Below are 22,406 nucleotides of genomic sequence, written 5' to 3'. Positions count from 1 at the left end.
GAAGTCTTACAGCACTTCGCTCGCGTGGTCGGCCAGGCGCGAACGCTCGCCGCGCGCCAGGGTCACGTGACCGCTGTGCGACCAGCCCTTGAAACGGTCGACCACGTAGGTCAGGCCGCTCGAGCCTTCGGTCAGGTATGGCGTATCGATCTGCGCGATGTTACCCAGGCACAGGATCTTGGTGCCAGGGCCGGCGCGCGTGACCAGGGTCTTGAGCTGCTTCGGCGTCAGGTTCTGCGCCTCGTCGATGATCAGGAACTTGTTCACGAAGGTACGCCCGCGCATGAAGTTGAGCGACTTGATCTTGATGCGTGAGCGGATCAGGTCCTGGGTTGCCGCGCGGCCCCATTCGCCGCCTTCCGAGTCGGACTTGTTGAGCACCTCGAGGTTGTCGTCGAACGCGCCCATCCATGGCGACATCTTCTCTTCCTCGGTACCTGGCAGGAAGCCGATGTCCTCGCCGACCGGCACGGTAACGCGGGTGACGATGATCTCGTTGTACAACTTGGTCTCAAGCACTTGCGCCAGGCCGGCCGCCAGTGCCAGCAGGGTCTTGCCGGTACCGGCCTGGCCGAGCAGCGTGACGAAGTCGCATTCCGGGTTCATCAGCAGGTTCAGCGCGAAGTTCTGCTCGCGGTTGCGCGCGGTGACGCCCCACACATTGTTCTTGTTGTGGCTGAAATCGCGCAGGGTCTGGATGACGGCGGTCTTGCCGTTGATCTGCTTGACCTGGCCATAGAACGGCGCTTCGCCGCTTTTCGGCTCGAGGAACACGAACTGGTTGACCAGCAGGGTAGGAATGACCGGGCCGGTCATGCGGTAGAAGGTGGCCGAATAGCCGTTCTTGTTTTCCTGCCAGGACTCCATGTCCTTGCCGTGCTTGTTCCAGAAATCGTCCGGCAGCTGGACGATGCCCGAGTACAGCAGGTCGGTGTCTTCCAGCACGTGGTCGTTGAAGTAGTCTTCCGCAGGCAAGCCCAGCGCGCGCGCCTTGATGCGCATGTTGATGTCTTTCGACACCAGCACGATGGCGCGGCCCGGCAGTTCCGCTTCGAGGTTGCGCACCACGCCGAGGATCTGGTTGTCGGCTTTGCCCTGCGGCAGGCCTTCCGGCAAGCCAGGACCGGCTTGCAGGCGCGTCTGGAAGAACAGGCGGCCCTTGGCGTCCTTGTTGCCCAGCTTGGCCAGCGGGATGCCCGCCTCGATGGCGCCGTCGTCGATGGTGCCGACCAGCGCGTCGAGCGTGCGCGAGACCTGGCGCGCATTACGCGCCACTTCCGACATGCCCTTCTTGTGGTCGTCCAGCTCTTCCAGCGTCATCATCGGCAGGTAGACGTCGTGTTCTTCAAAACGGAACAGCGATGTCGGGTCATGCATCAGCACGTTGGTGTCGAGCACGAACATCTTGGTCTGGCCCGACTTGTCGGCCTGGCGGCTGGCGTTCGACTTGACCGGCACTTCGACCGGCTTGTGCTTGGCCGGATGCGGCAGTTCGTTCTCGCTCGGCTGGCGGCCTTTGGCGCGGGCGGGCTTTGCGGCCGGCTCGGCCTTGGCAACTGGGGCTGCCGCTGGCGCGGCAACCGGTGCTGCAACGGGTGCGGCAACGGGAGCTTCAGCCGCAGGCGCGGCATGCGGCGCCGACAGCAGGCGCGCAGTCTTGCGGCCCTTGGCCGGCTTGGCGATCACTTCGTCATTGACTGGCTCTGGCACGGCAGCCAGTTTCGGCTTGGCGGCGGCGACAGCACGCGCGCCGGTCTTGCCAGCTTCTGCTTTTGGGTAATCTGCCACCGGCAGCAGTGTCGCCGGTTTAGTAGGTATTTTTGGTAATGGCATCAGTGTCTCAATCTAAAAATGTCCGGGGATAGCCAGCAGCGGCCCACAAGCAGTGCTTGCGGCGTCGTAGGTGAAAAACGGCTGGGGCGAATGTCGTGGGCGCTGCGCAAACCCGGAATATGACCGGGCTGGCAGGCCGCCAGATTGGAGTGATGCAAACGGTGAAAACGGTTGACTCAAAATGGGCTGGTGCAATCAGGTTCTACAGCGGGTTGATCAACGTGTAGCCGGGGCGAGTCAGGGCTGGCTCTTGACGAATTCCAGCACTTCGTCCGCGTGATTTGGAACTTTCACGCCACGCCATTCTTTCACCAAATTGCCTTGAGCGTCAATGATAAACGTACTGCGCTCTATGCCTCGAACTTGCTTGCCATACATATTTTTCATCTTCATGACATTGAACTGGCTGCACACCAGTTCGTCAGGGTCGGAAATCAGTTCAAACGGCAGGCCCAGCTTGCCCTTGAAGCCCTCGTGCGAGCGCAGCGAATCGCGGCTGATGCCATAGATTTCGGTCTGTGCGGCCTGGAATTCCGGATACAGCTCGCGGAAGTTAATGCTCTCGGTCGTGCAGCCGGGCGTGTTGTCCTTCGGATAGAAGTACAGCACGGTATAGCGCGCGGGACGGCCGGCCAGTTCGAACGTCTTGTCGCTGGTCATTGGGGCGGAAAAATTCGTTACGGGTGCTGCGGATTGGCTGTCAGCCACAGGTTCTCTCCTGGCGATGGTCGGCGCTGATTTCGTGTCCCCAATCAGCGCGGCAGGGGGAGGGCAATATAAACAAGTTGGCAATATATGGGGACGCGTATCCCGCAATCAAGCCGTTGTTTGCTTGCCCTCGATAATCAATGCGAGCGTGACCTTACGGCCTTCGCCCATCAGGATGTTATAGGTGCGGCAAGCGGCATGGCTGTCCATGCACTCGACGCCGATGCGGCGCGCCGACAGGCTGGCCACCAGGCGCGGATGGACGAAACGCTGGCGCGCGCCGGTGCCGATGATGACGACGTCGGGCTGGTCGGCATCGATCTGCTCGAAATGTTCCGCCCCCAAGGTCTCGAAGGTTGGCACCGGCCACGGGCGTGGCGCGGTCTCGGGCATGACGATCAGGCTGTAGTCGAAATGCTCGGCATTGATCTCGACCCCGGTGTCGTCGTAGCCAGTGACGGTCTGGTATTGTTTGGTGGTGCTGGCGTGAAGCTTCATTGTAGGGCGTTAGTTGTTGCAGGACTGCGCCTGCGTGGTGCATAGAATGCCACAAACCCCTATAAAGCGCTAATTTTCACCATAAGTTGATTAAATGGGGCGCTTTCGGCAGAATGGGTATTTTTCGCACTGCAACATACGCGCCACCAAACAGGGAATGATTTTGCGACCGATCCTGAAATCGAACAAGCTCGACGACGTCTGCTACGAGATTCGTGGCCCAGCCATGGAAAAAGCCCGCCAGATGGAGGAAGAGGGCCACAAGATCATCAAGCTGAACATTGGTAACCTGGCCGTGTTCGGTTTTGATCCTCCTGACGAGATCGTGCACGACATGATCCGCAACATGCATGGCGCGGCCGGCTACACCGATTCGAAGGGCATGTTCGCGCCGCGCAAGGCGGTGATGCACTACACGCAGGAAAAGAACATCAACGGCGTGACGATCGAGGACATTTACCTCGGCAACGGCGCGTCGGAGCTGATCGTGATGGCGATGAACGGACTGCTCAACAACGGCGACGAAGTGCTGGTGCCGGCGCCCGACTATCCGCTGTGGACCGCCGCGGTCAGCCTTTCCGGCGGCAATCCGGTGCACTACATCTGCGACGAGCAGGCAGGCTGGATGCCGGATGTGGACGACATGCGCCGCAAGATCACCGCGAACACCAAGGCGATCGTCGTCATCAACCCGAACAACCCGACCGGCGCGCTGTATCCGAAAGAGGTCCTGCTCGACATCATCGAGCTGGCGCGCCAGCACCAGCTGATCGTGCTGGCCGACGAAATCTACGACAAGACGCTGTACGACGGCGAAGAGCACATCTCGATGGCATCGCTGGCCGACGACGTACTGTTCATCACGCTGAACGGCCTGTCGAAGAACTACCGCTCGTGCGGCTACCGCGCCGGCTGGATGGTGGTATCGGGCGAAAAGCGCCACGCCAAGGACTACATCGACGGCCTCAACATGCTCGCCTCGATGCGCCTGTGCGCCAATGCGCCGGGCCAGTTCGCGATCCAGACCGCGCTGGGCGGCTATCAGAGCATCAATGACCTGGTCGGCCCTGGCGGCCGGCTGCTCAAGCAGCGCGACCTCGCACACAAGCTGCTGACCGACATACCGGGCGTTACCTGCGTCAAGCCAAAAGCTGCGCTGTACATGTTCCCGCGCCTCGACCCCGTGATGTACCCGATCGCGGATGACCAGCAGTTCGCCTGCGAGCTGCTGTCGGAGGAAAAAGTGCTGATCGTCCAGGGGACGGGCTTTAACTGGATCGCGCCGGATCACTTCCGCCTCGTGTTCCTGCCCAACCAGGACGACCTTGGCGACGCGTGCGGCCGCATCGCGCGCTTCCTCGAAGGCTACCGCCGCCGTCATGGGCGTGGCTGAACCAACCAATACAAAGAATATGAAACCCATCAAAGTAGGCCTGATTGGCCTCGGCGTCGTCGGCGCCGGAACCTACACCGTCCTGCAACGTAACAGCGAAGAAATCCGCCGCCGTGCCGGCCGCGCCATCGAGATTGCGATGGTCGCCGTGCGCAACACCGCGCGCGCCGAAGGCATCGTCGGCGCGAACGTCGAGGTCGTCACCGACCCGAACCTGATCGTCAACCACCCGGACATCGAGATCGTCGTCGAACTGATTGGCGGCTGCGACACCGCGCGCGAGCTGGTGCTCAAGGCGATCGCCAACGGCAAGCACGTGGTCACCGCCAACAAGGCGCTGCTCGCGCTGCACGGCAACGAGATTTTCGCCGCCGCCCAAGAGAAGGGCGTGATGGTCGCATTCGAAGCGGCGGTTGCCGGCGGCATCCCGATCATCAAGGCGCTGCGCGAAGGCCTGACGGCGAACCGCATCGAGTCGGTAGCGGGCATCATCAACGGCACCACCAACTTCATCCTGTCGGAAATGCGCGACAAGGGCCTCGACTTCGACACCGTGCTGAAGCAGGCGCAAGCCCTTGGCTATGCCGAAGCCGATCCGACCTTCGACATCGAAGGCGTCGACGCCGCGCACAAGCTGACCATCATGTCGGCGATCGCATTCGGCATTCCGGTGCAGTTCGAGAAAGCCTACATTGAAGGCATCAGCAAGCTGCAAGCGGTCGACATCCGCTATGCCGAGCAGCTGGGCTACCGCATCAAGCTGCTGGGTATCACGCGGCGCACGGTGATCGACGGCGTTGAAGGCATCGAGCTGCGCGTGCACCCGACCCTGATTCCGGCCAAGCGGCTGATCGCCAATGTGGAAGGCGCGATGAACGCGGTGCTGGTGCAAGCCGACGCAGTTGGCGCCTCGCTCTACTACGGCAAAGGCGCGGGCGCCGAGCCGACCGCATCGTCGGTGATTGCCGACCTGGTCGACATCACGCGCCTGGCCACGGCCGACCCGGGCAACCGCGTGCCGCACCTGGCCTTCCAGCCGAACCAGATGACCGACGTATCGATCCTCCCGATGGACCAGATCACGACCAGCTACTACCTTCGGGTGTACGTGAAAAACCGCCTGGGCGTGATGGCCGACCTGACCCGCATCCTGGCCGACGCGCGCATCTCGATCGACGCGGTGCTGCAGAAGGAGCCGGCGGAAAACGCGACGCGCCTGGACATCGTGATGCTGACGCACCAGACGCAAGAAAAGAACATCAACGCCGCGATTGCGAAGATCGAGCAAATGGACACGGTGGTGGGGCAGGTTGTCAGGATCAGGCTGGAGTCGCTAAGCTAAGAACCACTCACATAAAACGGCAATGTTCCAAAATCGGGGACAGACCACCATTTTGGAATCTTCCAAAATGGTGGTCTGTCCCCGATTTTATAATTGATTCACAACAATGATTTGGCCAGGCAGTATCGCTTTTAATGCCGAGGGGTATTAAGATCTGCTACCAGATTACTATCGGGATTTATAGATGCCGCAAGCGATTACACTCGTCGACTCATTGAAGCGCCTGCTCAAAAGCCGCGGGGTCACCTACGGCGAACTGGCGTCCCGGATCGATATGTCGGAGGCAAGCGTTAAACGGATGTTCTCCCAGAAGAATTTCACCCTGCAGCGGCTCGACCAGATCCTCGATGCGGCCGGCATCGGTTTCGATGAGCTGCACGCGGCGCAGGGCGCCCCCAAGCTGATCTCGCACCTGACCCTGGCGCAGGAGAAGGAGATCATCGGCGACCCGCAGCTGCTGGTGGTGGCGGTATCGGCGATGAACCATATCGGCTTCGACGATATCGTCCGTACCTACAGGCTGAGCGAGGCGCAGGTGACGGCTGGCCTGCTGCGCCTCGATAAAATCGGCTTCCTTGAGCTGCTGCCGAATAACCGCGTCAAGCTGCTGATCGCGCGCACCTTCAGCTGGATCGCGAACGGCCCGATCCAGTCCTATTTCCGCAGCGAAGCCGCCGCAGACTATCTCAACGCCCGCTTCGACGGCGACGGCGAGGTGCTGGGACTGGTGAACGTGATGCTGTCGAAGCAGTCCAGCGCGGCGCTGATCGAGCGCCTGAAGCAGGTGGCGGCCGACATCGCGCAGCTGCACCAGCTTGAAACGCGGGTCCCGCTCGAACAGAAGCAGGCGATGAGCTTCATGCTCGCCGCGCGCCCTTGGGTGCCGCATGCCTTCCAGGCGCTGCTGCGCAAACCTTCACCTAGCGAGCAATCCCCATGAAACAACAGAGCCAGTTTTCGCTGCTGTCGCAACGCCGTTTCGGGCCGTTCTTCTGGACCCAGTTTTTCGGTGCGTTTAACGACAACGTCTTCAAGACCGCCTTGCTGGTCGTGCTGACCTACGATGCCCTGAGCTGGACCAGCATGGCGCCGGCCATGCTCAATAGCCTGATCCCGGGCCTGTTCATCCTGCCGTACGTGGTGTTCTCGGCCACCGCCGGCCAGATCGCCGACAAGGTCGAGAAAGGGAAACTGGCGCGCATCGTCAAGGTGCTCGAGATTGGGATCATGCTGGTTGCCGGTATCGGCTGGATGACACATACGCTGTGGGTCCTGATCGCCGCGGTGATCGGCATGGGCATCCACTCGACGCTGTTCGGCCCCGTGAAGTACGCGTACATGCCGCAGCACCTGAAGTCGGAAGAGCTGGTTGGCGGTAATGGCCTGGTCGAGATGGGCACCTTTGTCGGCATCCTGCTCGGCCAGGTGCTTGGCGCGGCAATGGCGCAGGTGAAGCCTTACGGGATCGAGCTGGTGGCCGGCGCCACGCTGCTGTTCGCCGTCGTCGGGCTCTTGGCGAGCTATCGGATTCCGCACTCGCCGGCGCCCGCGCCGACCTTGAAGATCAGCCGCAATCCGCTTGCCGAGTCGGTCCGCAATATCGCGTTCTCGCGCAAGAACCGCACGGTGTTCCTGTCGATGCTGGGTAACTCGTGGTTCTGGTTTTACGGCGCGCTGGTGCTGTCGCAGTTCCCGGTGTTCGCCAAGGATTACCTGCACGGCGACTACAGCGTGTTCGTCATGCTGCTCACGGTGTTTTCGGTCGGCGTCGGCGCCGGTTCGCTGCTGTGCGAGCGCCTGTCCGGCCACAAGGTGGAAATTGGCCTGGTGCCGTTTGGCGCAATCGGCCTGTCGGTTTTCGGGATCGACCTGTACTTCGCCAGCCTTGGCTACACCGGCACGGCCACGGTCGACATGGCCGGCCTGCTGGCGCAGCCGGGCGCGCTGCGCATCCTCGGCGACATTCTGCTGCTTGGCGTGTTCGGCGGCTTCTATATCGTGCCGCTGTTTGCGCTGATCCAGACCCGCTGCGATCCGCAGCACCTGTCGCGTACGATCGGCGGCATGAACATTCTGAACGCGCTGTTCATGGTGGCTGCTGCCGGCCTGGCGATGCTGATGCACGCGCAGGGCTTTACGATTCCCGAGATGTTCCTGGCGACGGCGCTGCTCAACGCGCTGGTCGCGGCGTACATTTTCTCGCTGGTGCCTGAGTTCCTGATGCGTTTCCTGGCCTGGCTGCTGATACACACGATCCATCGCGTGACCACGGTGGATGTCGAGCGCATTCCTGAAGAAGGCGCCGCGGTTTTAGTGTGCAACCACGTCAGCTATGTCGATGCGATCGTGATCGGCGCCGCCAGCCCGCGCCCGATCCGCTTCGTGATGGATCACCGCATCTTCAACACGCCGATCCTGGGGTGGATTTTCCGCACCGCGAAGGCGATTCCGATCGCATCGGCCAAGGAAGACCAGTGGGTGATGGAGAAGGCATATATCGATATTGCGAAAGCCTTGCACGATGGCGAGCTGGTGTGCATTTTCCCGGAAGGGAAGCTGACCTCGACCGGGGAAATCAACGAATTCCGTGGCGGGATCGCCAAGATCATCGAGCGCAGCCCGGTGCCGGTGATACCGATGGCGCTGCGTGGATTGTGGGGCAGCCTGCTCACGCGCGACCCGGGGAACCTGTTCGAGCGCTCGTTTACGCGCGGTCCGCGTTCGCGGCTGGCGCTGGCCGTCGGCATGCCGGTGCCGCCGCAGGACGCCAGCCCCGAATTCCTGCAGCAGCAGGTGAGCGCATTGCGCGGGAACTGGCGCTAAACGCTCGCGGGTCAGTGGCTGCGTGAAAAGCGGCCATGGGCGAGCTTGCGGATCTCGTCGAAGTTGACCGGCTTGATCAGGTGGTGGTCGAAGCCTGCTTCAAACGTGCGCTGGCGCGCTTCGCTCTGGCCCCAGCCAGTGAGCGCGATCATCAGGATCGACTGCGCGCCCGGCTGGCTGCGGATGCGGCGCGCGGCCTCGTAGCCGTCCATGCTCGGCATGCCAAGGTCCATCACGATCATGTCGGGCATTGACTGCTGGGCCGCGCTGACCGCCTCGAAGCCATCGTAAGCGGTGGCCACCTTGCAGTTCTCCATCTCGAACAGCGCCTGCAAGGAATCGGCCGCGTCGCGGTTGTCATCGACGACCAGCACCCTGGGGCGCTTGTCGACTTCGCCGATTGGTGCTCCGGGCGCGTCGGGATGCTCGACGCAGCCGTCGCGCATGATGGGCAGGGCGACGACAAACTCGCTGCCCTGGCCAAGACCGTCGCTGGTGGCCCAGACGCGACCGCCGTGCATTTCGGCGAACTGGCGCGACAGCGACAGCCCGATACCAAGGCCGCTGGCTATCTGCCCGGATGGCTGGCGGCTTTGCTCAAACATCTCGAAAATCCGGCTTAGGGCGGCCGGTTCAAGCCCGATGCCGGAATCCTTCACGTGGATTTCAAGTGTACAGTCGTCGACGCAGGCGCGCACGGCGATGCGTCCCTCGACCGGCGTGAACTTGATCGCGTTCGAGAGGATGTTGGCGACGATCTGCACCACCCGCGCGTAGTCGGCGAACAGCACCACTTCCTGGTCCGGCAAGTCGTAGTCGATGCCGATGCGCTTTGCCGTGGCGGCCGCCGAACACAGTTCGCCGACATGGCCGATGATCGCGCTGAAACTGGTGTTGGTGCGCTGGAGCTCGATCTTGCCGCTGTTGATGCGTGCCACATCGAGCAGGTCGTCCACCAGGCGGGTCAGGTGGGTGACCTGGCGTTCGATCACATCGCTGACCTTGATCACCGCGGGCTGGGTCGGGAACTGGTGTCTGAGCAAGCCCATCGAGGTGCGGATCGGGGCCAGCGGGTTGCGCAGTTCGTGCCCCAGGCTGGCGAGGAATTCGTCTTTGCGGCGGTCGGTCTCGCGCACCTGGTATTGCTTGTCGCGCGCGCGCAATACCGACTGCAGCGAGGTGATCAAGGTCAGTGTGCGGACCGGGCGTTCGAGCAGAGTGACGTTGCCCAGGCTGGCAATGGCCTGGCGCACGTTGGGCGAGTCGGCGCCGCGGTGGGTCAGCAGCACGATCGGCAGGTCCGACCAGTTGGGCTGGAACTTGACGAATTCGCCGATGGCGCGCAAGGCGCCGTTTGGCAGCGCTTCTTCCACCGTGAGCACGGCCCCTACGCCGATAAGCATCTGTTCTGCAAGGTCGTTCGCGGTGGGGACGACGAGGTTGTCGACGTCGGCCATCGTAAGAATTTTCGATGCCAGGGCGGCGTCTTGCCCGGTTGGCGCGAAGATGAGGACACGTTTTTCCATGGCCTAGTCGCTTTCGTCGCCAAACAGCATGTGAACTTGCTCGTCATCGAATGACGGAACGCCGGTGAGGATGCCGTGGAAATCGGCCAGCACGTCGCCGACGTGCAAACCGTCGCTGCCCATGCTGAACAGGCGAATGGCGCGCTCGTGCGGGCCGACGCGTTTTTTGAATACCGAAATGGCTTGGCGCACCTTTCCGCGCGCTTCGAAATAGCGCAGCATGATGATGCTGTCGGCCACATAGCTGGCGTCGACCGAGCCGGTACCAGGACTGCCGCGCGAGGGGTGGCCGCCAACAATGATGGTGGCAACGCCATGCTGGCCCAGATATGTGAGTAACTCGTGCAGGTGGGTGGCGAGGAAGCGTTCGTCGGGCATCGCTTTCAGGTAGCCATTCAGGCTGTCGATGACGATGATGCGCGCGCCGGCGCGTTGCGCGGCGACGACCGCATGCATGAATTCGCCCGGCGACAGCTCGGCCGGGTCGATCTGCTGGATTGTCAGCAGGCCATTGTCGACAGCTGACTTGAGATCGATGCCGAGGCCGGCCGTGCGGACCAGCAGGTTGCCGGAGGCCTCTTCAAACAGGAACATGGCGGCCTTCTCGCCGCGCTGGGTCGCCGCGTACACGTACTGGCTGCACAGGGAAGACTTGCCGGTGCCAGGCGGCCCGGAAATCAGGGTGCTGGTTCCTTCAGTGAGGCCGCCGCCGGTGAGCGCGTCCAGCTTGGGCAGCCCGCTGGAGAGCTGCTTATGGTCGCTCTGGGTGCGGGTCTGCGCCGCCACCAGGCGCGGATAGACGACCAGGCCGCCGGTGACGATCTTGTAGTCATGCGAACCGCCGCGGAATGCGATGCCGCGGTACTTGACCACGCGGACGCGGCGGCGCTCGGAGCCGTACGATTGGTTGATGAGTTCGAGCGTGATGACGCCGTGCGCCACGCTGCGCACCTGCAGGTCGCCCGACAGCGCGGTGCGGTCATCGAGAAAGAGGGTAGTGCAGCCTTTGCCGGCCAGATATTGCTTCAGCGCGAGCACCTGGCGCCGGTAGCGCAGCGGGCTTTCGGCGAGCAGCTGGAGTTCGGACAGCGAATCGAGCACCACGCGGGTGGGCTTGTATTTCTCGATGGTTTCGAGGATGCGCTGGGTAGTCAGCCCCATCTCGATTTCCGACGGGTGGAAGATCGTGAATTGCTGGTCGGGGTGGAGGATGTTCTCGTTGGGGATGATGTCTTCGACATGGATGCCGTCCATCGACCAGCCGTGCGACTGCGCAACCGATTCCAGCTCGACCCGGGTTTCCGCGAGCGTGATGTAGATCACCGACTCGCCGCGCCGCACACCTTCCTGTAGAAACTGCAGGGCGAGCGTGGTCTTGCCAGTGCCCGGCTCCCCTTCGATGAGGAACAAGCGGTCGCTGGTGAGGCCGCCTCCGAGAATAGTGTCAAGGCCGGCTACGCCGGTGGAAAGGAAGCGGGTGAGGTCGCTGTTTTGATTGTCCATATAGAGCACCGGCGCTCTATGCCGGCCGTAACTAGTTAAGGCCGATATTATCGGAATGGCAAAAAATAGGCCGTTCGGTACGATCCGGTTCGGTTAGTGGACGTGGAAGTTTGCGTTTGCGCAAACATCGCGCTGACAGGGGGGAACTGCCGCCGTCCTGGGCTGGCAAAAGTGGAAAATGCTCTGATATAATTCGCAACTCGTCGGGGCGTAGCGCAGCCTGGTAGCGTACTTGCATGGGGTGCAAGGGGTCGGAAGTTCGAATCTTCTCGCCCCGACCAATGGATTCAATGACTTAGGCCAGCCGGTGCGCTGGCCTTTTTCATGTGGTGCCGGATCGGTAAGAACTTTGGTAAGAAAAAATCTAATGCCCCGCGACGATCGATCCCAGAACGGTTGGTCTACCATCGTTCGTATTGCCCCACGAGGGATGAAGCTAGTCTACAATTCGCCGTCACCAGACGGGAGTAACAGATGATATTGCTAAATGTTCCATACGCTGAGAAGGACGCTGCCCGTGCGCTAGGCGCGAAGTGGGATGCCGGAAAGAAAAAATGGTACGTACCTGCAGGCGTCCTGGCGACGCCGTTTGCGAAATGGATAGACGGAACTGACAAGCTTCCGCAGGAGACTGCAAAGCGCTCCGATTCGTCTGCCGGCAAGATCGTGGTCGGCGCTAACTACAAGCCTGTAGAGGGCGCTGTAGGCCTACCCTGGGATGACTAGAGCGCTTTCGCAGAAAAGTATCGCTAGAACCTCCTGATGAAGCTCTGGCTTTAGTTCTTGTCCTTGTATTTCTTCGTCCAGGCGATCACCTCTTCGGCCAAAAACAGCGGCTGCGCTCTCCCGGTCTTCGTTGGCAACCGTATCGATTTTGGGAAAGACGGCAGGCATGCCATGCGCTCGCGAACCACCTGTGGCTCGCGCTTAAGGTACAGCGCTATGGTCGCTATATCCCACAGCACTTCTTCCTTCCGAAGCCCTGGTACCAGTGCATCCTTTGCCATCGAAGCGACCGGTGCGGGCGCACGCACGTCGTTCCGGCTCTCCTCTTCACCAGACTGAGCGGCCGTGCGATTCGCGCGCCCACCGCCGTCAATCCACTCTTCAACCGAGCGCAGGTTGACCCAAAGCCTTCCGTCGACGATTTTGCATTGCTCGCCGTCTAGCCACTTTCCGGACTTGCGCCGAGCCATAACAGCGTCCACAGAGTCCCCCGTAATCTCCGCGTATTTCTCAAGCTTCACCCAGCTGATCCCGTAGCTCAAGACATCTCCCTTCGCGCATTCAACGTTTAGGCTTTCTCGGGACGCCACGAGTGCGAGCTTTTTCTACTTTTGGCTCCGATAGATCGTCCGGGGTTGCATCAGCGGGCAGACTTCCATTTCGGATGGCCTTAGCCACAGTGCTCTCGGGTGAGCCTGAGAAGTTGACCGTGACATCCACATTGAATTTTGCCGAGTATCGGATGATTGCGTGAACTGCACGCAGCACGTCGTCCTCATCCTCGATCGGATTAAACGACTTAACCAGGCGCGCGACGAGTTCCGCGTTCATAGATCGCCCGTGCGCCTTAGCAGCGGCAGCGATCTGATCGCGCATACCATCTGGAAATCGGATGATGAACTGTTCTGCGCTTTTGCTGGGTGGCGACTTTTTTTCCATTCGGCGATGATACTAGCAAAGTGCGATATTTCAATGCTATGCACTTGCGATGATCGCACTTTGCGAGTAGCATGGATTGATCAACCGCAAATCACGGAGAGCAACATGGCACTTCAGAATTCTGAGCAACAAGTCGCTGACAAGGAACAGTTCATTCTTCGGCTGCCAGGTGGCATGCGGAATCGAATAAAAGAGATGGCGATCGCCAACCGTCGCTCTATGAACGGCGAGTTGTTGATGATGATTGAGAAGTGTTTAGCCGAGGAGGAGGCTGCGGAAATGCAGTGAACTTAACTGGAAAGATCCTGACGTAAAAAAAGGGCGACTTGCAGGTCGCCCTCTATGTCAGCACAACCGGCCTGGCGGAACCAGGTTAGCTGTTGTCTAGGATGCTTGAACATCTAAGACGGCTGATGGATTGTCACACCCTTAGGAGATGCACAAAATGGATAATAAAATGAAATCGCCAAGCCTGCAAGCAATTTCGGATCTTTCGGCGCGCCCTGAAAAAATCGCAACGCCGAACCCGTTGTCGTTGGCAAGCAACCCATACTTTAACGACGCCAACCGCGCCCCCAGCGAACTCTTCCACCTTCTCAAAGACGGATTGCCCAGTCGCGCGGCCAACGCCGACGATCGCCTCCGTCTAATGGCTGTGCAATCGCACGCCGAAAATGAAATTCAGTCGATCGCCGATGGACTCTCCGCAATTGGCAGCTTGGTGTCACTGAGCGGCCAGGTCGCGGACGATGCGGGAATCCCCGGCATCACACTTATTCGGCTTGGCATCCTGATCAATCAACTGGCGGACACGCTGGATGCCGTTCACGAACTCACGAATGACGCCGCGTTCGCCCTCAGCCAATCAGCCGGCGGTGCAGAATGAGCGCCGCTACGAGCACTGCCAAGGGGGGAGCGGCAAGCCAGATCAGGAATTTAGCGGGCGATGTTGAAATGGGCTGCCTCCGTCTCCGGGTGTTGCTCGACTCTGTGACGAAAAGCATCGACGAGACGGGCGGTGATTTCCAGGAAAGGCTCGATGCCATCGACTGCTTCAGCAAGTGCGCAAAGCAGATACTAGCAACGGTGCTGGGCAATTCATTGGCGATGGACGAAGTCGCACGACAGGCAGGGTCAAAGAATGCCCTGAGTAAGCATCTGGACCTCGCCGAATCTTGGGAGGCTGTCAGCGAAGACCGGCCGCCTGAAAATCTCCGCGTGGTCATCGCGTGGGACGACGAGACCGGATTGCCGTGCACGGCGTTCTTCGATACCGAGGAGGGGAGTTGGCATGCTCAGAGCAACGCCGCCCGTTTTCCGGACGGCGCTGTTACGCATTATCGGCACTATATCGGTCCTGCCGGCGAAACCAGCGGAGCCGTGTCATGAATGCCATGAGCATGGTGGCTCCGACCACTAGCGGACCGGGCGCTTCGCGTGCAGCAGCGGAGCCCGCGTCGCTCCGCGCGGCACTCCTCAAGGTTGACCGCCTGATGGACATCGCGTTTTTCCCTGGCCGGGCCGAGCGAAGTCCAGAGTATCAAGAAGGCTGTCGTGCGGCGCTGGAGTTCCATCTCATCGGGCGGCGACTACCCGCGCCGTACGTGGCCGGTTGCGCGGCTGCTGATGCATTCGTTGCGGGCGTCGACGAGGGGCATGCGATCTGGCGACGGCAGAGAGTCGACTATTCCCGCCTTCCCTTGGGCGAATAACGAAATACTGAGACCGTCGCTTAGTGTGGCGGTCCCAGCTCAGATACAATCGGAAGCTCTGGATGCACTACCGCTAACAGTAAGCGTAAATCCAACGGGGGGGGCATGTACAAGTTTTTATGCATCGAAGAAGCTGCTAGCGGGGATCGCTTTTTCGAGAATTCAGATCGAAATATCCAACGACTTGCGCACGGTGCGTTAGTGCGGTGCCAGCCACCCAATTCGTCAGATTGGTATTACGAGGATGTTCTAGCTCTTATCGATTTCGCGAGTGTGGAACTTGAGAAGGGTGCAGAAAATTCGGCCTGTTGGTGGCAGGGCGCGATCCAGGATGGCACGGTTGAAGACAACGAAAAAAATCGAGCGGCATGCACGCCGGATGGCGTCATCGCGATGGAGGGCGAAGATACCGTCCTTGATGACTGGCTCGCCCGCGACATCGGACCGGATTGGGAGAAGCTTGCTGCGATTTCACCTAGGCTAGGTAGCATTCAAGTCTTGGCTGCGCATGCGCTCCGCAAAATTGACGAGGCCGCCTTTGCAGCCAAGCAAGGCGATGGCCGTCGATCGATTGAGTTGATGGCTATTGCTGCGGGTTCTATGGGTTCATGTACTTTTTTTACTGGATGGGAAACTGGGATCGCAGCAGAAAAAATGCAGCGTCGCGCGCATAGTAAAAAGGGCGCAGATATCGCAAACTTACCGATGACAAATCTCCGGGAATGGGTGGTCGAACAGTACAAGTCAAAGTCATTTCCGTCCCCCTACCGGGCGTCATTCCTTCTAGCCCCGTTAGCGATTGAAAAGGCATCATTCTTCAAGACTGCTATAAGCGAGCAGCGAGCGCAAACAACGATTTATGAATGGCTACTTGCCGACAGAAAGCTAACGAGCGCTACCGGTCGCTAGTCGACCAGTGGCGTTCGTCTAGCGTTGACTGGCGCTCGGTATATTATTGCCGGCTTTACTCTTTCATAGTGCATCCATCGGCCAATTACGGTCACTTCGAATGGATGCGAACATGAACGCTCTTCCTGAAACTGGATTCCTGCGAATCCGCCAAATCCTCGGCAATCCGAAAGCAGTACCTCCAATTCCTCCGCTCATCCCAGTGGGCCGCACTGCGTGGTATCACGGAATCAAAGTGGGGCACTATCCTGCTGGTGTGAAGCTGTCCCCTGGCGTGACTGTCTGGAGAGCCGAGGACATTCGCAAGCTGATCGAATCCAAGTCCGCTTGAGGAGCAGCTATGTTGAACCACAACGTAGGAGGCGGCTTGTCGATCGTGGCTGGAACCGCCACACAACCCTCGATCATGACGAGCCGCGAGATTGCGGAGCTAACCGGAAAGCAGCATCAGCATGTGAAGCGCGACATCGAATCGATGCTGCGCGACCTCGGAGAAGATGTGTCCAGATTCGGACGCATCTATTTCGACAGCATGAACCGAGAGCAGGCTGAATTTGCCCTCGATCGCGAGCTGACTGAAACTCTCCTCACCGGATACAGCGCTCCACTTCGCCGCAAGGTGGTCGCCCGCTGGCGGGAGCTGGAATCGGTGCAGCCCGTCGCCATCCCATCAAGCTTCGCCGAAGCACTCCGCCTCGCCGCCGACCAGCAGGAACTCATCGCCGCCCAGGCTGAGCTGCTAGTAGCCGCTGCGCCAGCAGTCGCATTCGTCGAGAAGTACGCCGACTCGACTGGTCTCAAGGGATTCCGACAGGTGGCGAAACTTCTGGGGATCAAGGAGCCTACCTTCAGAGACTTCCTGGAAGAGAGCAAGATCATGTATCGCCTCGGTGGTGAGTGGGTTCCATTTTCCCAGCATCTTGACACGGGGCGTTTCGCTGTCAAGGCTGGCACCGCCGATAGTGGCCACGCGTTCAACAGCACAAAGTTCACGGCCAAGGGCATCCGATGGGTGGCGGGCGAGTTCGCCAAGTGGCAGCTTCTCCAGCGCGAAGGAGTCGCCAAATGAGCTATGCAAAAGCAGTCAGCGCCCTCAATGCCATCGCTCCGGTTGAGCGCGCAACCTGGGTGCGTGCGGCGATGGCCTTGAAGTCCGAGTTCGGCGAGGACGCATTTGATCTTTGGAACGATTGGAGTAAGGGTGCGACCTCCTACTGCCGTAACGCCGCCCTTGCCGTCTGGCGCAGTATCGGCTCGGCCGGCCAGATCCGCATCGGCACCCTGTACCGCGAAGCTGCAGCGAACGGTTGGCGCTATGCCGAGTTTGGCGCCGAGCCGCTGATCCCGAGGCCCGGCGGCGTCCCGCGTGAAGACCTTACGGAAGAGGCGCGAAAGAAACGTGGTTTCGCCGCCGCTGTCGCGATGACGAAGCGCCACCTCGCTCAATGCAAGCCATCGACACATGGGTACTTGATATCGAAAGGCCTGCCCAACGCGCTGGCGCTGGTGCGCGGTCCGACTCTGATCGCGCCGATGTACGAGTTCCTCGATGGCGAGCTGGTCGGGTGCCAACGGATCGACTGGCGCGCAGACGAGCACCGGTGGCATAAGGAGATGCAGTGGGGGACGCGTGCGAAGGGCGGCGTGCTCTGGCTGGGCAACCAGCGGGCTCAGGAGACGTTTTTCTGTGAGGGGCTGGCAACCGGCATCTCCATCGAGATGGCGCTGCGCAGACTTCGGTTAAACGCGTCTGTGGCGGTTTGCTTTAACGCTTACAACCTGTCCTATGTCGGGTCCCTGGCTAAGGGGCGCGCGTTTGTCTTTGCCGACAACGATGTGACGCAAACCGGAGAGTTGGCGGCGAAGGACACAGGCCTGCCGTACTGCATGTCCGAGGTTGTCGGCGAGGATGCGAACGACCTGCATCAGCGCGCCGGCATCGTTGAGCTGTGCCGCCTGATCATTGAAGTTCGCATGAGGGGAAAGCCATGAGCACAGTCCAGTTCTTGACCGTCAAAAACTGGGAGGAATTCCAGCACTACGGCAAGCGCAATCCGCCCTGGATAAAGCTGCACCGGGCCATTCTCGACGACTACGCGTTCTGCTCGCTGTCTGACGTAGCCAAGGCCCATCTAATGCTGCTGTGGGTCTACGCGAGCCAGAACGACGGCCAGATCCCCAGCGACATTCCGTTCCTAGAGAAGAAGTTGTCCTGCAAAGACTTGGACTTGAATGCCCTCGTTCAAGCGGGCTTCTTAATCTCACCGGACTGGCCTAAGCCAGTGCTAGCAGCACGCTAGCAAGCTGCAAGCAATTGACGTGCGTCTCAATGTCTATTCTCAGAAGAGTGCGCTAGCAACTGACGTGCATCTCAGAAGAGAAGAGAAGAGGAGAGGCTACTGCAACCCCGAGCACCAGGAAAAACAAGATTCAACCCCAAGAACAACGGCCACACCAAAAGCCAAGTCAAAACCTAACAGCAAACGCAAGCGAGGAAACAGTGATCGAGTACATCAACAAACGTCTTATCGAGTGGTCGACTTGGTGCAAGCGCCGAGACGATGGCGGCTTAGGCTACCCGTCCAAATCGAACTACTGCTCGCTCGTCCAAATTCATGTTGGTGCTTGTGCTGGACCGATCACTGAAACGGCGGCTCAGGAAGAGATCGAATTGGTCATTGTGCGAATCCGCGCAAAATCGCCCCAACAGTTCGAGGTGGCTCAATGGTTCTACTTGGCCGGCAGTTTAACGGTGAAGCGAATTGCAAGCGGGCTCCGCTGCAGCGAAGTCACCGTGTATAACCGACTGCACGCTCTGCACCTGGCCGTGATGGATGGCTTGCACGACCTTGAAATCGAGGCGCAGGATCGAGCTGAAGCACAAAGAACGGTCTCGAAAAAAGTTGCTTGACCGCCTTTATGGTTAAGAGTATATTTAGGTACGCTTGCTCATCAGTACGAGGAAGTTAATCTTGCTATCACGCCGACGGCGTCATGCATTACTAAAGCCCGGCTAAGATCCGGGCTTTTTTACGCCTAGAGTTGGGATAAAAATTGCACGCGGTGCGCTGACTGCAAGCCGTATAATGGCCTCACCGATAACGTTGAGGAGCTGAAATGGGTGGTTCGAATTTTGACGGTCCTGGCGAAATAAATGACGCTGGTGCAGAGAGTCAAGCACGTTATGCGGCGGCGATTGTTGCCCAATTTAAGCAGGTTAGAAAGCAGCTTGCGAAACAAGCGGCCCTGCGTGACGGAGCCGTACCATCTGAATACGACGCAATTGCCGCAGCGCTCACGGTCGGAATCTGGAGTGGTCGAAACGCCGACTGATATACGGTGATAATATCGATTGAATGGCCCGCTTCCGAAAGGTCAGCGGGCTTTTCTTTATGCGCGCTTAGAGCGACGGCGCCCCAGCATCAACCCGCCAAGCGCCACGCCCAGCAGCGCGATAGACGAAGGCTCTGGCACATTGAACGGGTCATCGACCAGTCGCATAACGCCAGTCGCGCCAGAGCATTCAAACGCGCCGAGGCCGGCGCATCCTCCCGCGGCGCTGCCGAAATCATGCCCTACTGCTCGGACAGTGAACAGTGACCCGACGCTGTCGAGGATGAAGGTCGAATGTAAGTCGTCGATGAAGATCGAGCCCGAGAGCAAACCACCCGACAGGAACTCAAGTGACATCTCGATATCAACGTGCGCCGAATATGGCTTCGATTGTGGGAAGACTTCTATCGTATTCCACTCGACGCCATTGAGCGACGCGTAGATGCGCTCGATTCCGGAATTGGGATCAGGAGGACAAACGTCCTCAATAGTGCCAGGAACGTCCACAGGGCAGGCGACCGACTTGTAGTACCCCGACCAGTTATCGGCAAAAGTTATGATGAGCTGAAGATTACGGGGAAGCGCGCCAGGCGCGCCGGATGAATACTCCCAAACATATGTTGGTCCAGCATTAGCGCTCGACATGAACAGCGCGATAAACAGGGCGAATAGCGATTTCATCAAATTTTTCCAATAGTAGTGACGGTTGTGGAACGACGGCGGGCGATCACGAAGCCGCTGAGTGCAAGGCCCAACAGGGCGATAGAAGAAGGCTCAGGCACTTCTGCTAGCTCCTGGTCCACCATGAACACGCCGCGATCTCCCTGGCAATCTTCGCCAAGGTTACAAATATCGCCTGGAATGGTGCTTTCCATGAAGTAGACCAAACCATCGTCGATCACGACTTCGGTAAATTCGGTGCGAACCCTGACATTGCCGTTGAAATAGGCGCCGTCGAACGAGCCGATGATTTCGAGGAACATGAAGCCAGAACTGGTATGGCTCGGATCGCCAAAGATGTACTGGATATCTTGCTGAGTGCCGCCAGTGAAATACAGGCTCTGCACATTATCGTTGCATTGGATCTGGCTGCCGGGCGAATAGCAAGCATCGCTCCAGTGATTCACAGAGCCTGACTGCACGGCCGCATCCGAAAAGACGATCGACATCTGGATCTCGAACGGCTCCTGATGCTGCGCGGCATAGGTCGTATGCCATGTGTAGGCCACGCCGGCACTCGCATTCGACATGAGCAGCGCGGCAAGCAGCGCAAGTAGTGATTTCATATTCTTCCCCGATATAGTTGTGCTGGCTATTAAGCAACAATCAAGCCATGCGTCTACATCGTTGAAAGCAAACGAATACTTTCCTTTGTGACAATGTCACTGTAAGGAAGGCCGACAACAGACATCCCCGTCCCTTACCGGACTTTGCCGCTCGCCTTGCGCTGGCGGCGCTTTTACACGTAGGTGGTCATATGTCGATGCTTGCGCTCTGCCTAATCCTCTTCGGCCAAGCAGCACCAGTGCCATCGCAACCAGCGCAGGTATCGCGCAACTGGCCTTACCGCGACGGCATCGGTGGCGCATGAAGACCGGCCAAGTCATCGTCACGCAAGCATGGTGGCTGACACCGTACTTCTACTGCCTCGCTGCCTTCTGCGCGCTGACCGGCCAAGAGCCTGACATCGACAAGCTCAAGGCTGTCATTGACCGCGCACTCAAGACGAAGATCGTATGGAAATGAGCATCGAGGCTGAGGCCATCTGGATTCGCATCCTGATCCAACTGGACAAGATGCAGCGCGAGATCAAGGCAGGCAAGCAGCACACGCCAGGCACCGGAAAGAACGCATGAGCCCGCAATACTACAAAGACATGATCGTCCGCGCAGTCGAGGACAAGAGCCCCGAGACGCTGGATAGCTTGGCCGAGCATCTGCGCAACGCTGAGAAGGCCCATTCCATCCTGCGCGCCAAGGGATACGGCATGCAGGGATCGACGATTGAGGCAACCGCGGCGCTTGTGCCGAATGCTAGAATTGGTTTCGAATAGGCATATACTCGGCTCTCACCAATAAGAATGGGAGATCCGAAGATGTCGTCAATAGCAAAAGGTTCTGTAGTTCAGCTTATCAGCGGTGGTCCGCAGATGTCGGTCGTCGATGTTTCTGACTACAATCACTCGGCGGAGAAAGATCAGGCTAAGTGCGTATGGTTCGACGCGAAGAACAACCGTGTGGAAGCAGTCTTCGATATAGCGATCCTCAAGGAATACGCAGGCGGGGATCTTCCGCCGATGCGGAACGGATAACTCAGTACTAGGCCACCTTCGGGTGGCTTTCTCTTTTTGGGCCAGGCGAACATGAACCATGGCGTTTTCCATCAGAAAGACCTGATCGCTTGTTATGCGACGCCGAACCTACGCTCGGTCATGCCCGGCAATCGCGTCATGCTGCGCTCGGGTGGTCCGGAGATGACGGTGGCCGGCACCGACTCGCAAGGCCGCGCCATATGCCAATGGATGAGCGGCGGAGTACTCCAATCGCTGTCATTCGATCTTGAGTGCTTAACCTGTTACGGCGCACGATGAACATCCAGCCTGCACTAGCCCAGCTCGCCGGAGACAAGCAAGCCCTCGAATCCCGCATCCGTGACCTGGTAGGCGCAGAGGTGGCGGCGTTCAGTAAGGATAGCGGAGTCGGCATCAAGAGCGTCGAGGTCCGCGTGCTGGCATTGGAGACGATAGGCGCACCGACTTACTACAGCGTGAGCGGCGTGACTGTGGCGCTGGACTTGGGGTGAAGCTCCGCACGCTAGGGCCGAGACTCGCAACCCTCAGCACAGCCAGGATCAAGCAAGCACCCGGCGCAGCAGTGGAGCGCAAGCGAGGTAGCGCCGGCGTGAGAGATCGCCACGCTATCCGCGCAAGGGACTGTGACCTGTGCCAGATATGCGCAGAGCAAGGCAAGACAACGATAGGCGCAGCAGTGGACCACAAGGTACCGCTGTGGGCAGGAGGCAGCGACGCACCGGATAACAAGTGGGTGCTGTGCGATCCCTGCCATGAGGCTAAGAGCAAGCGAGAGGCGGCGCTGCGGGCAACGGGCGCCTGGATCGGCTGATACCTCCCCCCTATACCCGAAAGTTTGGAGTCCGCTTGA

The 22,406-nt window shown here is 59.5% G+C and carries 30 protein-coding genes and 1 tRNA gene; 22 read left to right on the top strand and 9 right to left on the bottom strand.

Translation table 11 applies throughout. The features are described from left to right. Positions 1–6: 6 nt before the first annotated feature. From I4X03_RS14785 to I4X03_RS14775, 3 genes are all read right to left on the bottom strand, one after another. Positions 7–1,833: a PhoH family protein gene (locus I4X03_RS14785; protein WP_223468998.1), complete on the bottom strand. Its 1,827-nt coding sequence runs from the start codon at positions 1,831–1,833 to the stop codon at positions 7–9. Positions 1,834–2,070: 237 nt separating this feature from the next. Beyond that, a complete protein-coding gene (locus tag I4X03_RS14780; RefSeq protein WP_223468997.1) occupies positions 2,071–2,541 on the bottom strand; it encodes a peroxiredoxin in 471 nt (156 codons plus the stop codon). 108 nt (positions 2,542–2,649) lie between these two features. Beyond that, positions 2,650–3,039, bottom strand: a complete 390-nt coding sequence (locus tag I4X03_RS14775; protein WP_223468996.1) for an Mth938-like domain-containing protein — start codon at positions 3,037–3,039, stop codon at positions 2,650–2,652. 163 nt (positions 3,040–3,202) lie between these two features. On the opposite strand from I4X03_RS14775, the gene I4X03_RS14770 reads away from it, so the two are divergent. The 4 genes from I4X03_RS14770 to I4X03_RS14755 all read left to right on the top strand — a co-directional run bounded on the left by I4X03_RS14770 (position 3,203) and on the right by I4X03_RS14755 (position 8,597). After that, positions 3,203–4,432 carry a pyridoxal phosphate-dependent aminotransferase gene (locus I4X03_RS14770; protein WP_223468995.1) on the top strand — a complete coding sequence of 410 codons (1,230 nt, stop codon included), beginning with the start codon at positions 3,203–3,205 and terminating at the stop codon, positions 4,430–4,432. Positions 4,433–4,451: 19 nt separating this feature from the next. After that, the gene (locus I4X03_RS14765) at positions 4,452–5,774 is read left to right on the top strand and encodes a homoserine dehydrogenase (protein ID WP_223468994.1); all 1,323 of its coding nucleotides are present in this window, start codon (positions 4,452–4,454) and stop codon (positions 5,772–5,774) included. 184 nt (positions 5,775–5,958) lie between these two features. After that, the gene (locus tag I4X03_RS14760) at positions 5,959–6,714 is read left to right on the top strand and encodes a helix-turn-helix domain-containing protein (protein ID WP_223468993.1); all 756 of its coding nucleotides are present in this window, start codon (positions 5,959–5,961) and stop codon (positions 6,712–6,714) included. Further along, positions 6,711–8,597 (top strand): MFS transporter, encoded by a 1,887-nt coding sequence (locus tag I4X03_RS14755; protein WP_223468992.1) that lies wholly within the window; start codon positions 6,711–6,713, stop codon positions 8,595–8,597. Before I4X03_RS14760 ends, I4X03_RS14755 begins: the two co-directional genes overlap by 4 nt. Positions 8,598–8,608: 11 nt before the next feature. On the opposite strand, the gene I4X03_RS14750 is transcribed toward I4X03_RS14755, so the two are convergent. Then, the gene (locus I4X03_RS14750) at positions 8,609–10,123 is read right to left on the bottom strand and encodes a hybrid sensor histidine kinase/response regulator (protein WP_223468991.1); all 1,515 of its coding nucleotides are present in this window, start codon (positions 10,121–10,123) and stop codon (positions 8,609–8,611) included. A gap of 3 nt (positions 10,124–10,126) precedes the next feature. Further along, the gene (locus I4X03_RS14745; RefSeq protein WP_223468990.1) at positions 10,127–11,626 is read right to left on the bottom strand and encodes an ATPase domain-containing protein; all 1,500 of its coding nucleotides are present in this window, start codon (positions 11,624–11,626) and stop codon (positions 10,127–10,129) included. 204 nt (positions 11,627–11,830) lie between these two features. Between I4X03_RS14745 and I4X03_RS14740 the strand changes: the two genes are divergently transcribed. Beyond that, positions 11,831–11,907 (top strand) — tRNA-Pro (locus I4X03_RS14740). 193 nt (positions 11,908–12,100) lie between these two features. Next, the gene (locus I4X03_RS14735) at positions 12,101–12,352 is read left to right on the top strand and encodes a DUF5710 domain-containing protein (protein WP_223468989.1); all 252 of its coding nucleotides are present in this window, start codon (positions 12,101–12,103) and stop codon (positions 12,350–12,352) included. 50 nt (positions 12,353–12,402) lie between these two features. Here I4X03_RS14735 and xisR read toward each other — a convergent pair whose 3' ends face one another. Together xisR and I4X03_RS14725 are read right to left on the bottom strand one after the other, a co-directional pair. Then, positions 12,403–12,894, bottom strand: a complete 492-nt coding sequence (xisR, locus tag I4X03_RS14730) for an excisionase family protein (protein ID WP_223468988.1) — start codon at positions 12,892–12,894, stop codon at positions 12,403–12,405. A gap of 19 nt (positions 12,895–12,913) precedes the next feature. Next, positions 12,914–13,291, bottom strand: a complete 378-nt coding sequence (locus I4X03_RS14725) for an Arc family DNA-binding protein (protein WP_223468987.1) — start codon at positions 13,289–13,291, stop codon at positions 12,914–12,916. A gap of 105 nt (positions 13,292–13,396) precedes the next feature. Between I4X03_RS14725 and I4X03_RS14720 the strand changes: the two genes are divergently transcribed. The 10 genes from I4X03_RS14720 to I4X03_RS14675 all read left to right on the top strand — a co-directional run bounded on the left by I4X03_RS14720 (position 13,397) and on the right by I4X03_RS14675 (position 19,245). Next, the gene (locus tag I4X03_RS14720) at positions 13,397–13,579 is read left to right on the top strand and encodes an Arc family DNA-binding protein (RefSeq protein ID WP_223468986.1); all 183 of its coding nucleotides are present in this window, start codon (positions 13,397–13,399) and stop codon (positions 13,577–13,579) included. A gap of 157 nt (positions 13,580–13,736) precedes the next feature. Next, positions 13,737–14,177, top strand: coding sequence for a hypothetical protein (locus tag I4X03_RS14715; protein WP_223468985.1), 441 nt, complete (start codon positions 13,737–13,739; stop codon positions 14,175–14,177). After that, entirely contained in the window at positions 14,174–14,680 is a 507-nt protein-coding gene (locus I4X03_RS14710) for a hypothetical protein (RefSeq protein WP_223468984.1), read from the top strand. The genes I4X03_RS14715 and I4X03_RS14710 overlap by 4 nt, the downstream gene beginning before the upstream one ends. Then, complete coding sequence (locus I4X03_RS14705; RefSeq protein WP_223468983.1) at positions 14,677–15,003, top strand: hypothetical protein; 327 nt, start codon at positions 14,677–14,679, stop codon at positions 15,001–15,003. The genes I4X03_RS14710 and I4X03_RS14705 overlap by 4 nt, the downstream gene beginning before the upstream one ends. A gap of 105 nt (positions 15,004–15,108) precedes the next feature. Continuing rightward, positions 15,109–15,912 carry a hypothetical protein gene (locus I4X03_RS14700; protein ID WP_223468982.1) on the top strand — a complete coding sequence of 268 codons (804 nt, stop codon included), beginning with the start codon at positions 15,109–15,111 and terminating at the stop codon, positions 15,910–15,912. A gap of 340 nt (positions 15,913–16,252) precedes the next feature. After that, positions 16,253–16,981, top strand: a complete 729-nt coding sequence (locus I4X03_RS14695; protein ID WP_223468981.1) for a phage antirepressor KilAC domain-containing protein — start codon at positions 16,253–16,255, stop codon at positions 16,979–16,981. Then, positions 16,978–17,904 (top strand): PriCT-2 domain-containing protein, encoded by a 927-nt coding sequence (locus I4X03_RS14690; RefSeq protein WP_223468980.1) that lies wholly within the window; start codon positions 16,978–16,980, stop codon positions 17,902–17,904. The genes I4X03_RS14695 and I4X03_RS14690 overlap by 4 nt, the downstream gene beginning before the upstream one ends. Beyond that, positions 17,901–18,212 (top strand): hypothetical protein, encoded by a 312-nt coding sequence (locus I4X03_RS14685; RefSeq protein WP_223468979.1) that lies wholly within the window; start codon positions 17,901–17,903, stop codon positions 18,210–18,212. The genes I4X03_RS14690 and I4X03_RS14685 overlap by 4 nt, the downstream gene beginning before the upstream one ends. A gap of 200 nt (positions 18,213–18,412) precedes the next feature. Beyond that, positions 18,413–18,823 (top strand): hypothetical protein, encoded by a 411-nt coding sequence (locus tag I4X03_RS14680; protein ID WP_223468978.1) that lies wholly within the window; start codon positions 18,413–18,415, stop codon positions 18,821–18,823. Positions 18,824–19,029: 206 nt separating this feature from the next. Beyond that, complete coding sequence (locus I4X03_RS14675; RefSeq protein WP_223468977.1) at positions 19,030–19,245, top strand: hypothetical protein; 216 nt, start codon at positions 19,030–19,032, stop codon at positions 19,243–19,245. 57 nt (positions 19,246–19,302) lie between these two features. On the opposite strand, the gene I4X03_RS14670 is transcribed toward I4X03_RS14675, so the two are convergent. Next, positions 19,303–19,926 carry a PEP-CTERM sorting domain-containing protein gene (locus I4X03_RS14670; protein WP_223468976.1) on the bottom strand — a complete coding sequence of 208 codons (624 nt, stop codon included), beginning with the start codon at positions 19,924–19,926 and terminating at the stop codon, positions 19,303–19,305. Next, the gene (locus tag I4X03_RS14665) at positions 19,926–20,531 is read right to left on the bottom strand and encodes a PEP-CTERM sorting domain-containing protein (RefSeq protein WP_223468975.1); all 606 of its coding nucleotides are present in this window, start codon (positions 20,529–20,531) and stop codon (positions 19,926–19,928) included. Before I4X03_RS14665 ends, I4X03_RS14670 begins: the two co-directional genes overlap by 1 nt. Positions 20,532–20,832: 301 nt before the next feature. On the opposite strand from I4X03_RS14665, the gene I4X03_RS14660 reads away from it, so the two are divergent. The 6 genes from I4X03_RS14660 to I4X03_RS23325 all read left to right on the top strand — a co-directional run bounded on the left by I4X03_RS14660 (position 20,833) and on the right by I4X03_RS23325 (position 22,367). Beyond that, a complete protein-coding gene (locus tag I4X03_RS14660) occupies positions 20,833–20,991 on the top strand; it encodes a hypothetical protein (RefSeq protein WP_223468974.1) in 159 nt (52 codons plus the stop codon). 106 nt (positions 20,992–21,097) lie between these two features. Beyond that, complete coding sequence (locus I4X03_RS14655) at positions 21,098–21,298, top strand: hypothetical protein (RefSeq protein ID WP_223468973.1); 201 nt, start codon at positions 21,098–21,100, stop codon at positions 21,296–21,298. Between the two features lie 42 nt (positions 21,299–21,340). Next, entirely contained in the window at positions 21,341–21,556 is a 216-nt protein-coding gene (locus I4X03_RS14650; protein ID WP_223468972.1) for a DUF2158 domain-containing protein, read from the top strand. Between the two features lie 51 nt (positions 21,557–21,607). Further along, entirely contained in the window at positions 21,608–21,835 is a 228-nt protein-coding gene (locus I4X03_RS23330) for a YodC family protein (RefSeq protein ID WP_370660522.1), read from the top strand. Then, a complete protein-coding gene (locus tag I4X03_RS14640) occupies positions 21,832–22,047 on the top strand; it encodes a hypothetical protein (RefSeq protein ID WP_223468971.1) in 216 nt (71 codons plus the stop codon). The genes I4X03_RS23330 and I4X03_RS14640 overlap by 4 nt, the downstream gene beginning before the upstream one ends. Further along, a complete protein-coding gene (locus I4X03_RS23325) occupies positions 22,044–22,367 on the top strand; it encodes an HNH endonuclease (RefSeq protein WP_370660521.1) in 324 nt (107 codons plus the stop codon). The genes I4X03_RS14640 and I4X03_RS23325 overlap by 4 nt, the downstream gene beginning before the upstream one ends. Positions 22,368–22,406: the final 39 nt, after the last annotated feature.

Source organism: Massilia soli, assembly GCF_016809835.1.
GTDB classification, from domain to species: domain Bacteria; phylum Pseudomonadota; class Gammaproteobacteria; order Burkholderiales; family Burkholderiaceae_D; genus Telluria_A; species Telluria_A soli.
This window is presented reverse-complemented; position numbering and strand designations above follow the sequence as displayed.

Bases quoted from the DNA above. Each gene is read 5' to 3' on its own strand.
- I4X03_RS14785 (WP_223468998.1), bottom strand. From the start codon at position 1,833: ATGCCATTACCAAAAATACCTACTAAACCGGCGACACTGCTGCCGGTG.
- I4X03_RS14775 (WP_223468996.1), bottom strand. From the start codon at position 3,039: ATGAAGCTTCACGCCAGCACCACCAAACAATACCAGACCGTCACTGGC.
- I4X03_RS14765 (WP_223468994.1), top strand. From the start codon at position 4,452: ATGAAACCCATCAAAGTAGGCCTGATTGGCCTCGGCGTCGTCGGCGCC.
- I4X03_RS14760 (WP_223468993.1), top strand. From the start codon at position 5,959: ATGCCGCAAGCGATTACACTCGTCGACTCATTGAAGCGCCTGCTCAAA.
- I4X03_RS14755 (WP_223468992.1), top strand. From the start codon at position 6,711: ATGAAACAACAGAGCCAGTTTTCGCTGCTGTCGCAACGCCGTTTCGGG.
- I4X03_RS14750 (WP_223468991.1), bottom strand. From the start codon at position 10,123: ATGGAAAAACGTGTCCTCATCTTCGCGCCAACCGGGCAAGACGCCGCC.
- I4X03_RS14745 (WP_223468990.1), bottom strand. From the start codon at position 11,626: ATGGACAATCAAAACAGCGACCTCACCCGCTTCCTTTCCACCGGCGTA.
- I4X03_RS14735 (WP_223468989.1), top strand. From the start codon at position 12,101: ATGATATTGCTAAATGTTCCATACGCTGAGAAGGACGCTGCCCGTGCG.
- I4X03_RS14725 (WP_223468987.1), bottom strand. From the start codon at position 13,291: ATGGAAAAAAAGTCGCCACCCAGCAAAAGCGCAGAACAGTTCATCATC.
- I4X03_RS14720 (WP_223468986.1), top strand. From the start codon at position 13,397: ATGGCACTTCAGAATTCTGAGCAACAAGTCGCTGACAAGGAACAGTTC.
- I4X03_RS14715 (WP_223468985.1), top strand. From the start codon at position 13,737: ATGGATAATAAAATGAAATCGCCAAGCCTGCAAGCAATTTCGGATCTT.
- I4X03_RS14710 (WP_223468984.1), top strand. From the start codon at position 14,174: ATGAGCGCCGCTACGAGCACTGCCAAGGGGGGAGCGGCAAGCCAGATC.
- I4X03_RS14705 (WP_223468983.1), top strand. From the start codon at position 14,677: ATGAATGCCATGAGCATGGTGGCTCCGACCACTAGCGGACCGGGCGCT.
- I4X03_RS14700 (WP_223468982.1), top strand. From the start codon at position 15,109: ATGTACAAGTTTTTATGCATCGAAGAAGCTGCTAGCGGGGATCGCTTT.
- I4X03_RS14695 (WP_223468981.1), top strand. From the start codon at position 16,253: ATGTTGAACCACAACGTAGGAGGCGGCTTGTCGATCGTGGCTGGAACC.
- I4X03_RS14690 (WP_223468980.1), top strand. From the start codon at position 16,978: ATGAGCTATGCAAAAGCAGTCAGCGCCCTCAATGCCATCGCTCCGGTT.
- I4X03_RS14685 (WP_223468979.1), top strand. From the start codon at position 17,901: ATGAGCACAGTCCAGTTCTTGACCGTCAAAAACTGGGAGGAATTCCAG.
- I4X03_RS14675 (WP_223468977.1), top strand. From the start codon at position 19,030: ATGGGTGGTTCGAATTTTGACGGTCCTGGCGAAATAAATGACGCTGGT.
- I4X03_RS14670 (WP_223468976.1), bottom strand. From the start codon at position 19,926: ATGAAATCGCTATTCGCCCTGTTTATCGCGCTGTTCATGTCGAGCGCT.
- I4X03_RS14665 (WP_223468975.1), bottom strand. From the start codon at position 20,531: ATGAAATCACTACTTGCGCTGCTTGCCGCGCTGCTCATGTCGAATGCG.
- I4X03_RS14660 (WP_223468974.1), top strand. From the start codon at position 20,833: ATGAAGACCGGCCAAGTCATCGTCACGCAAGCATGGTGGCTGACACCG.
- I4X03_RS14655 (WP_223468973.1), top strand. From the start codon at position 21,098: ATGAGCCCGCAATACTACAAAGACATGATCGTCCGCGCAGTCGAGGAC.
- I4X03_RS14650 (WP_223468972.1), top strand. From the start codon at position 21,341: ATGTCGTCAATAGCAAAAGGTTCTGTAGTTCAGCTTATCAGCGGTGGT.
- I4X03_RS23330 (WP_370660522.1), top strand. From the start codon at position 21,608: ATGAACCATGGCGTTTTCCATCAGAAAGACCTGATCGCTTGTTATGCG.
- I4X03_RS14640 (WP_223468971.1), top strand. From the start codon at position 21,832: ATGAACATCCAGCCTGCACTAGCCCAGCTCGCCGGAGACAAGCAAGCC.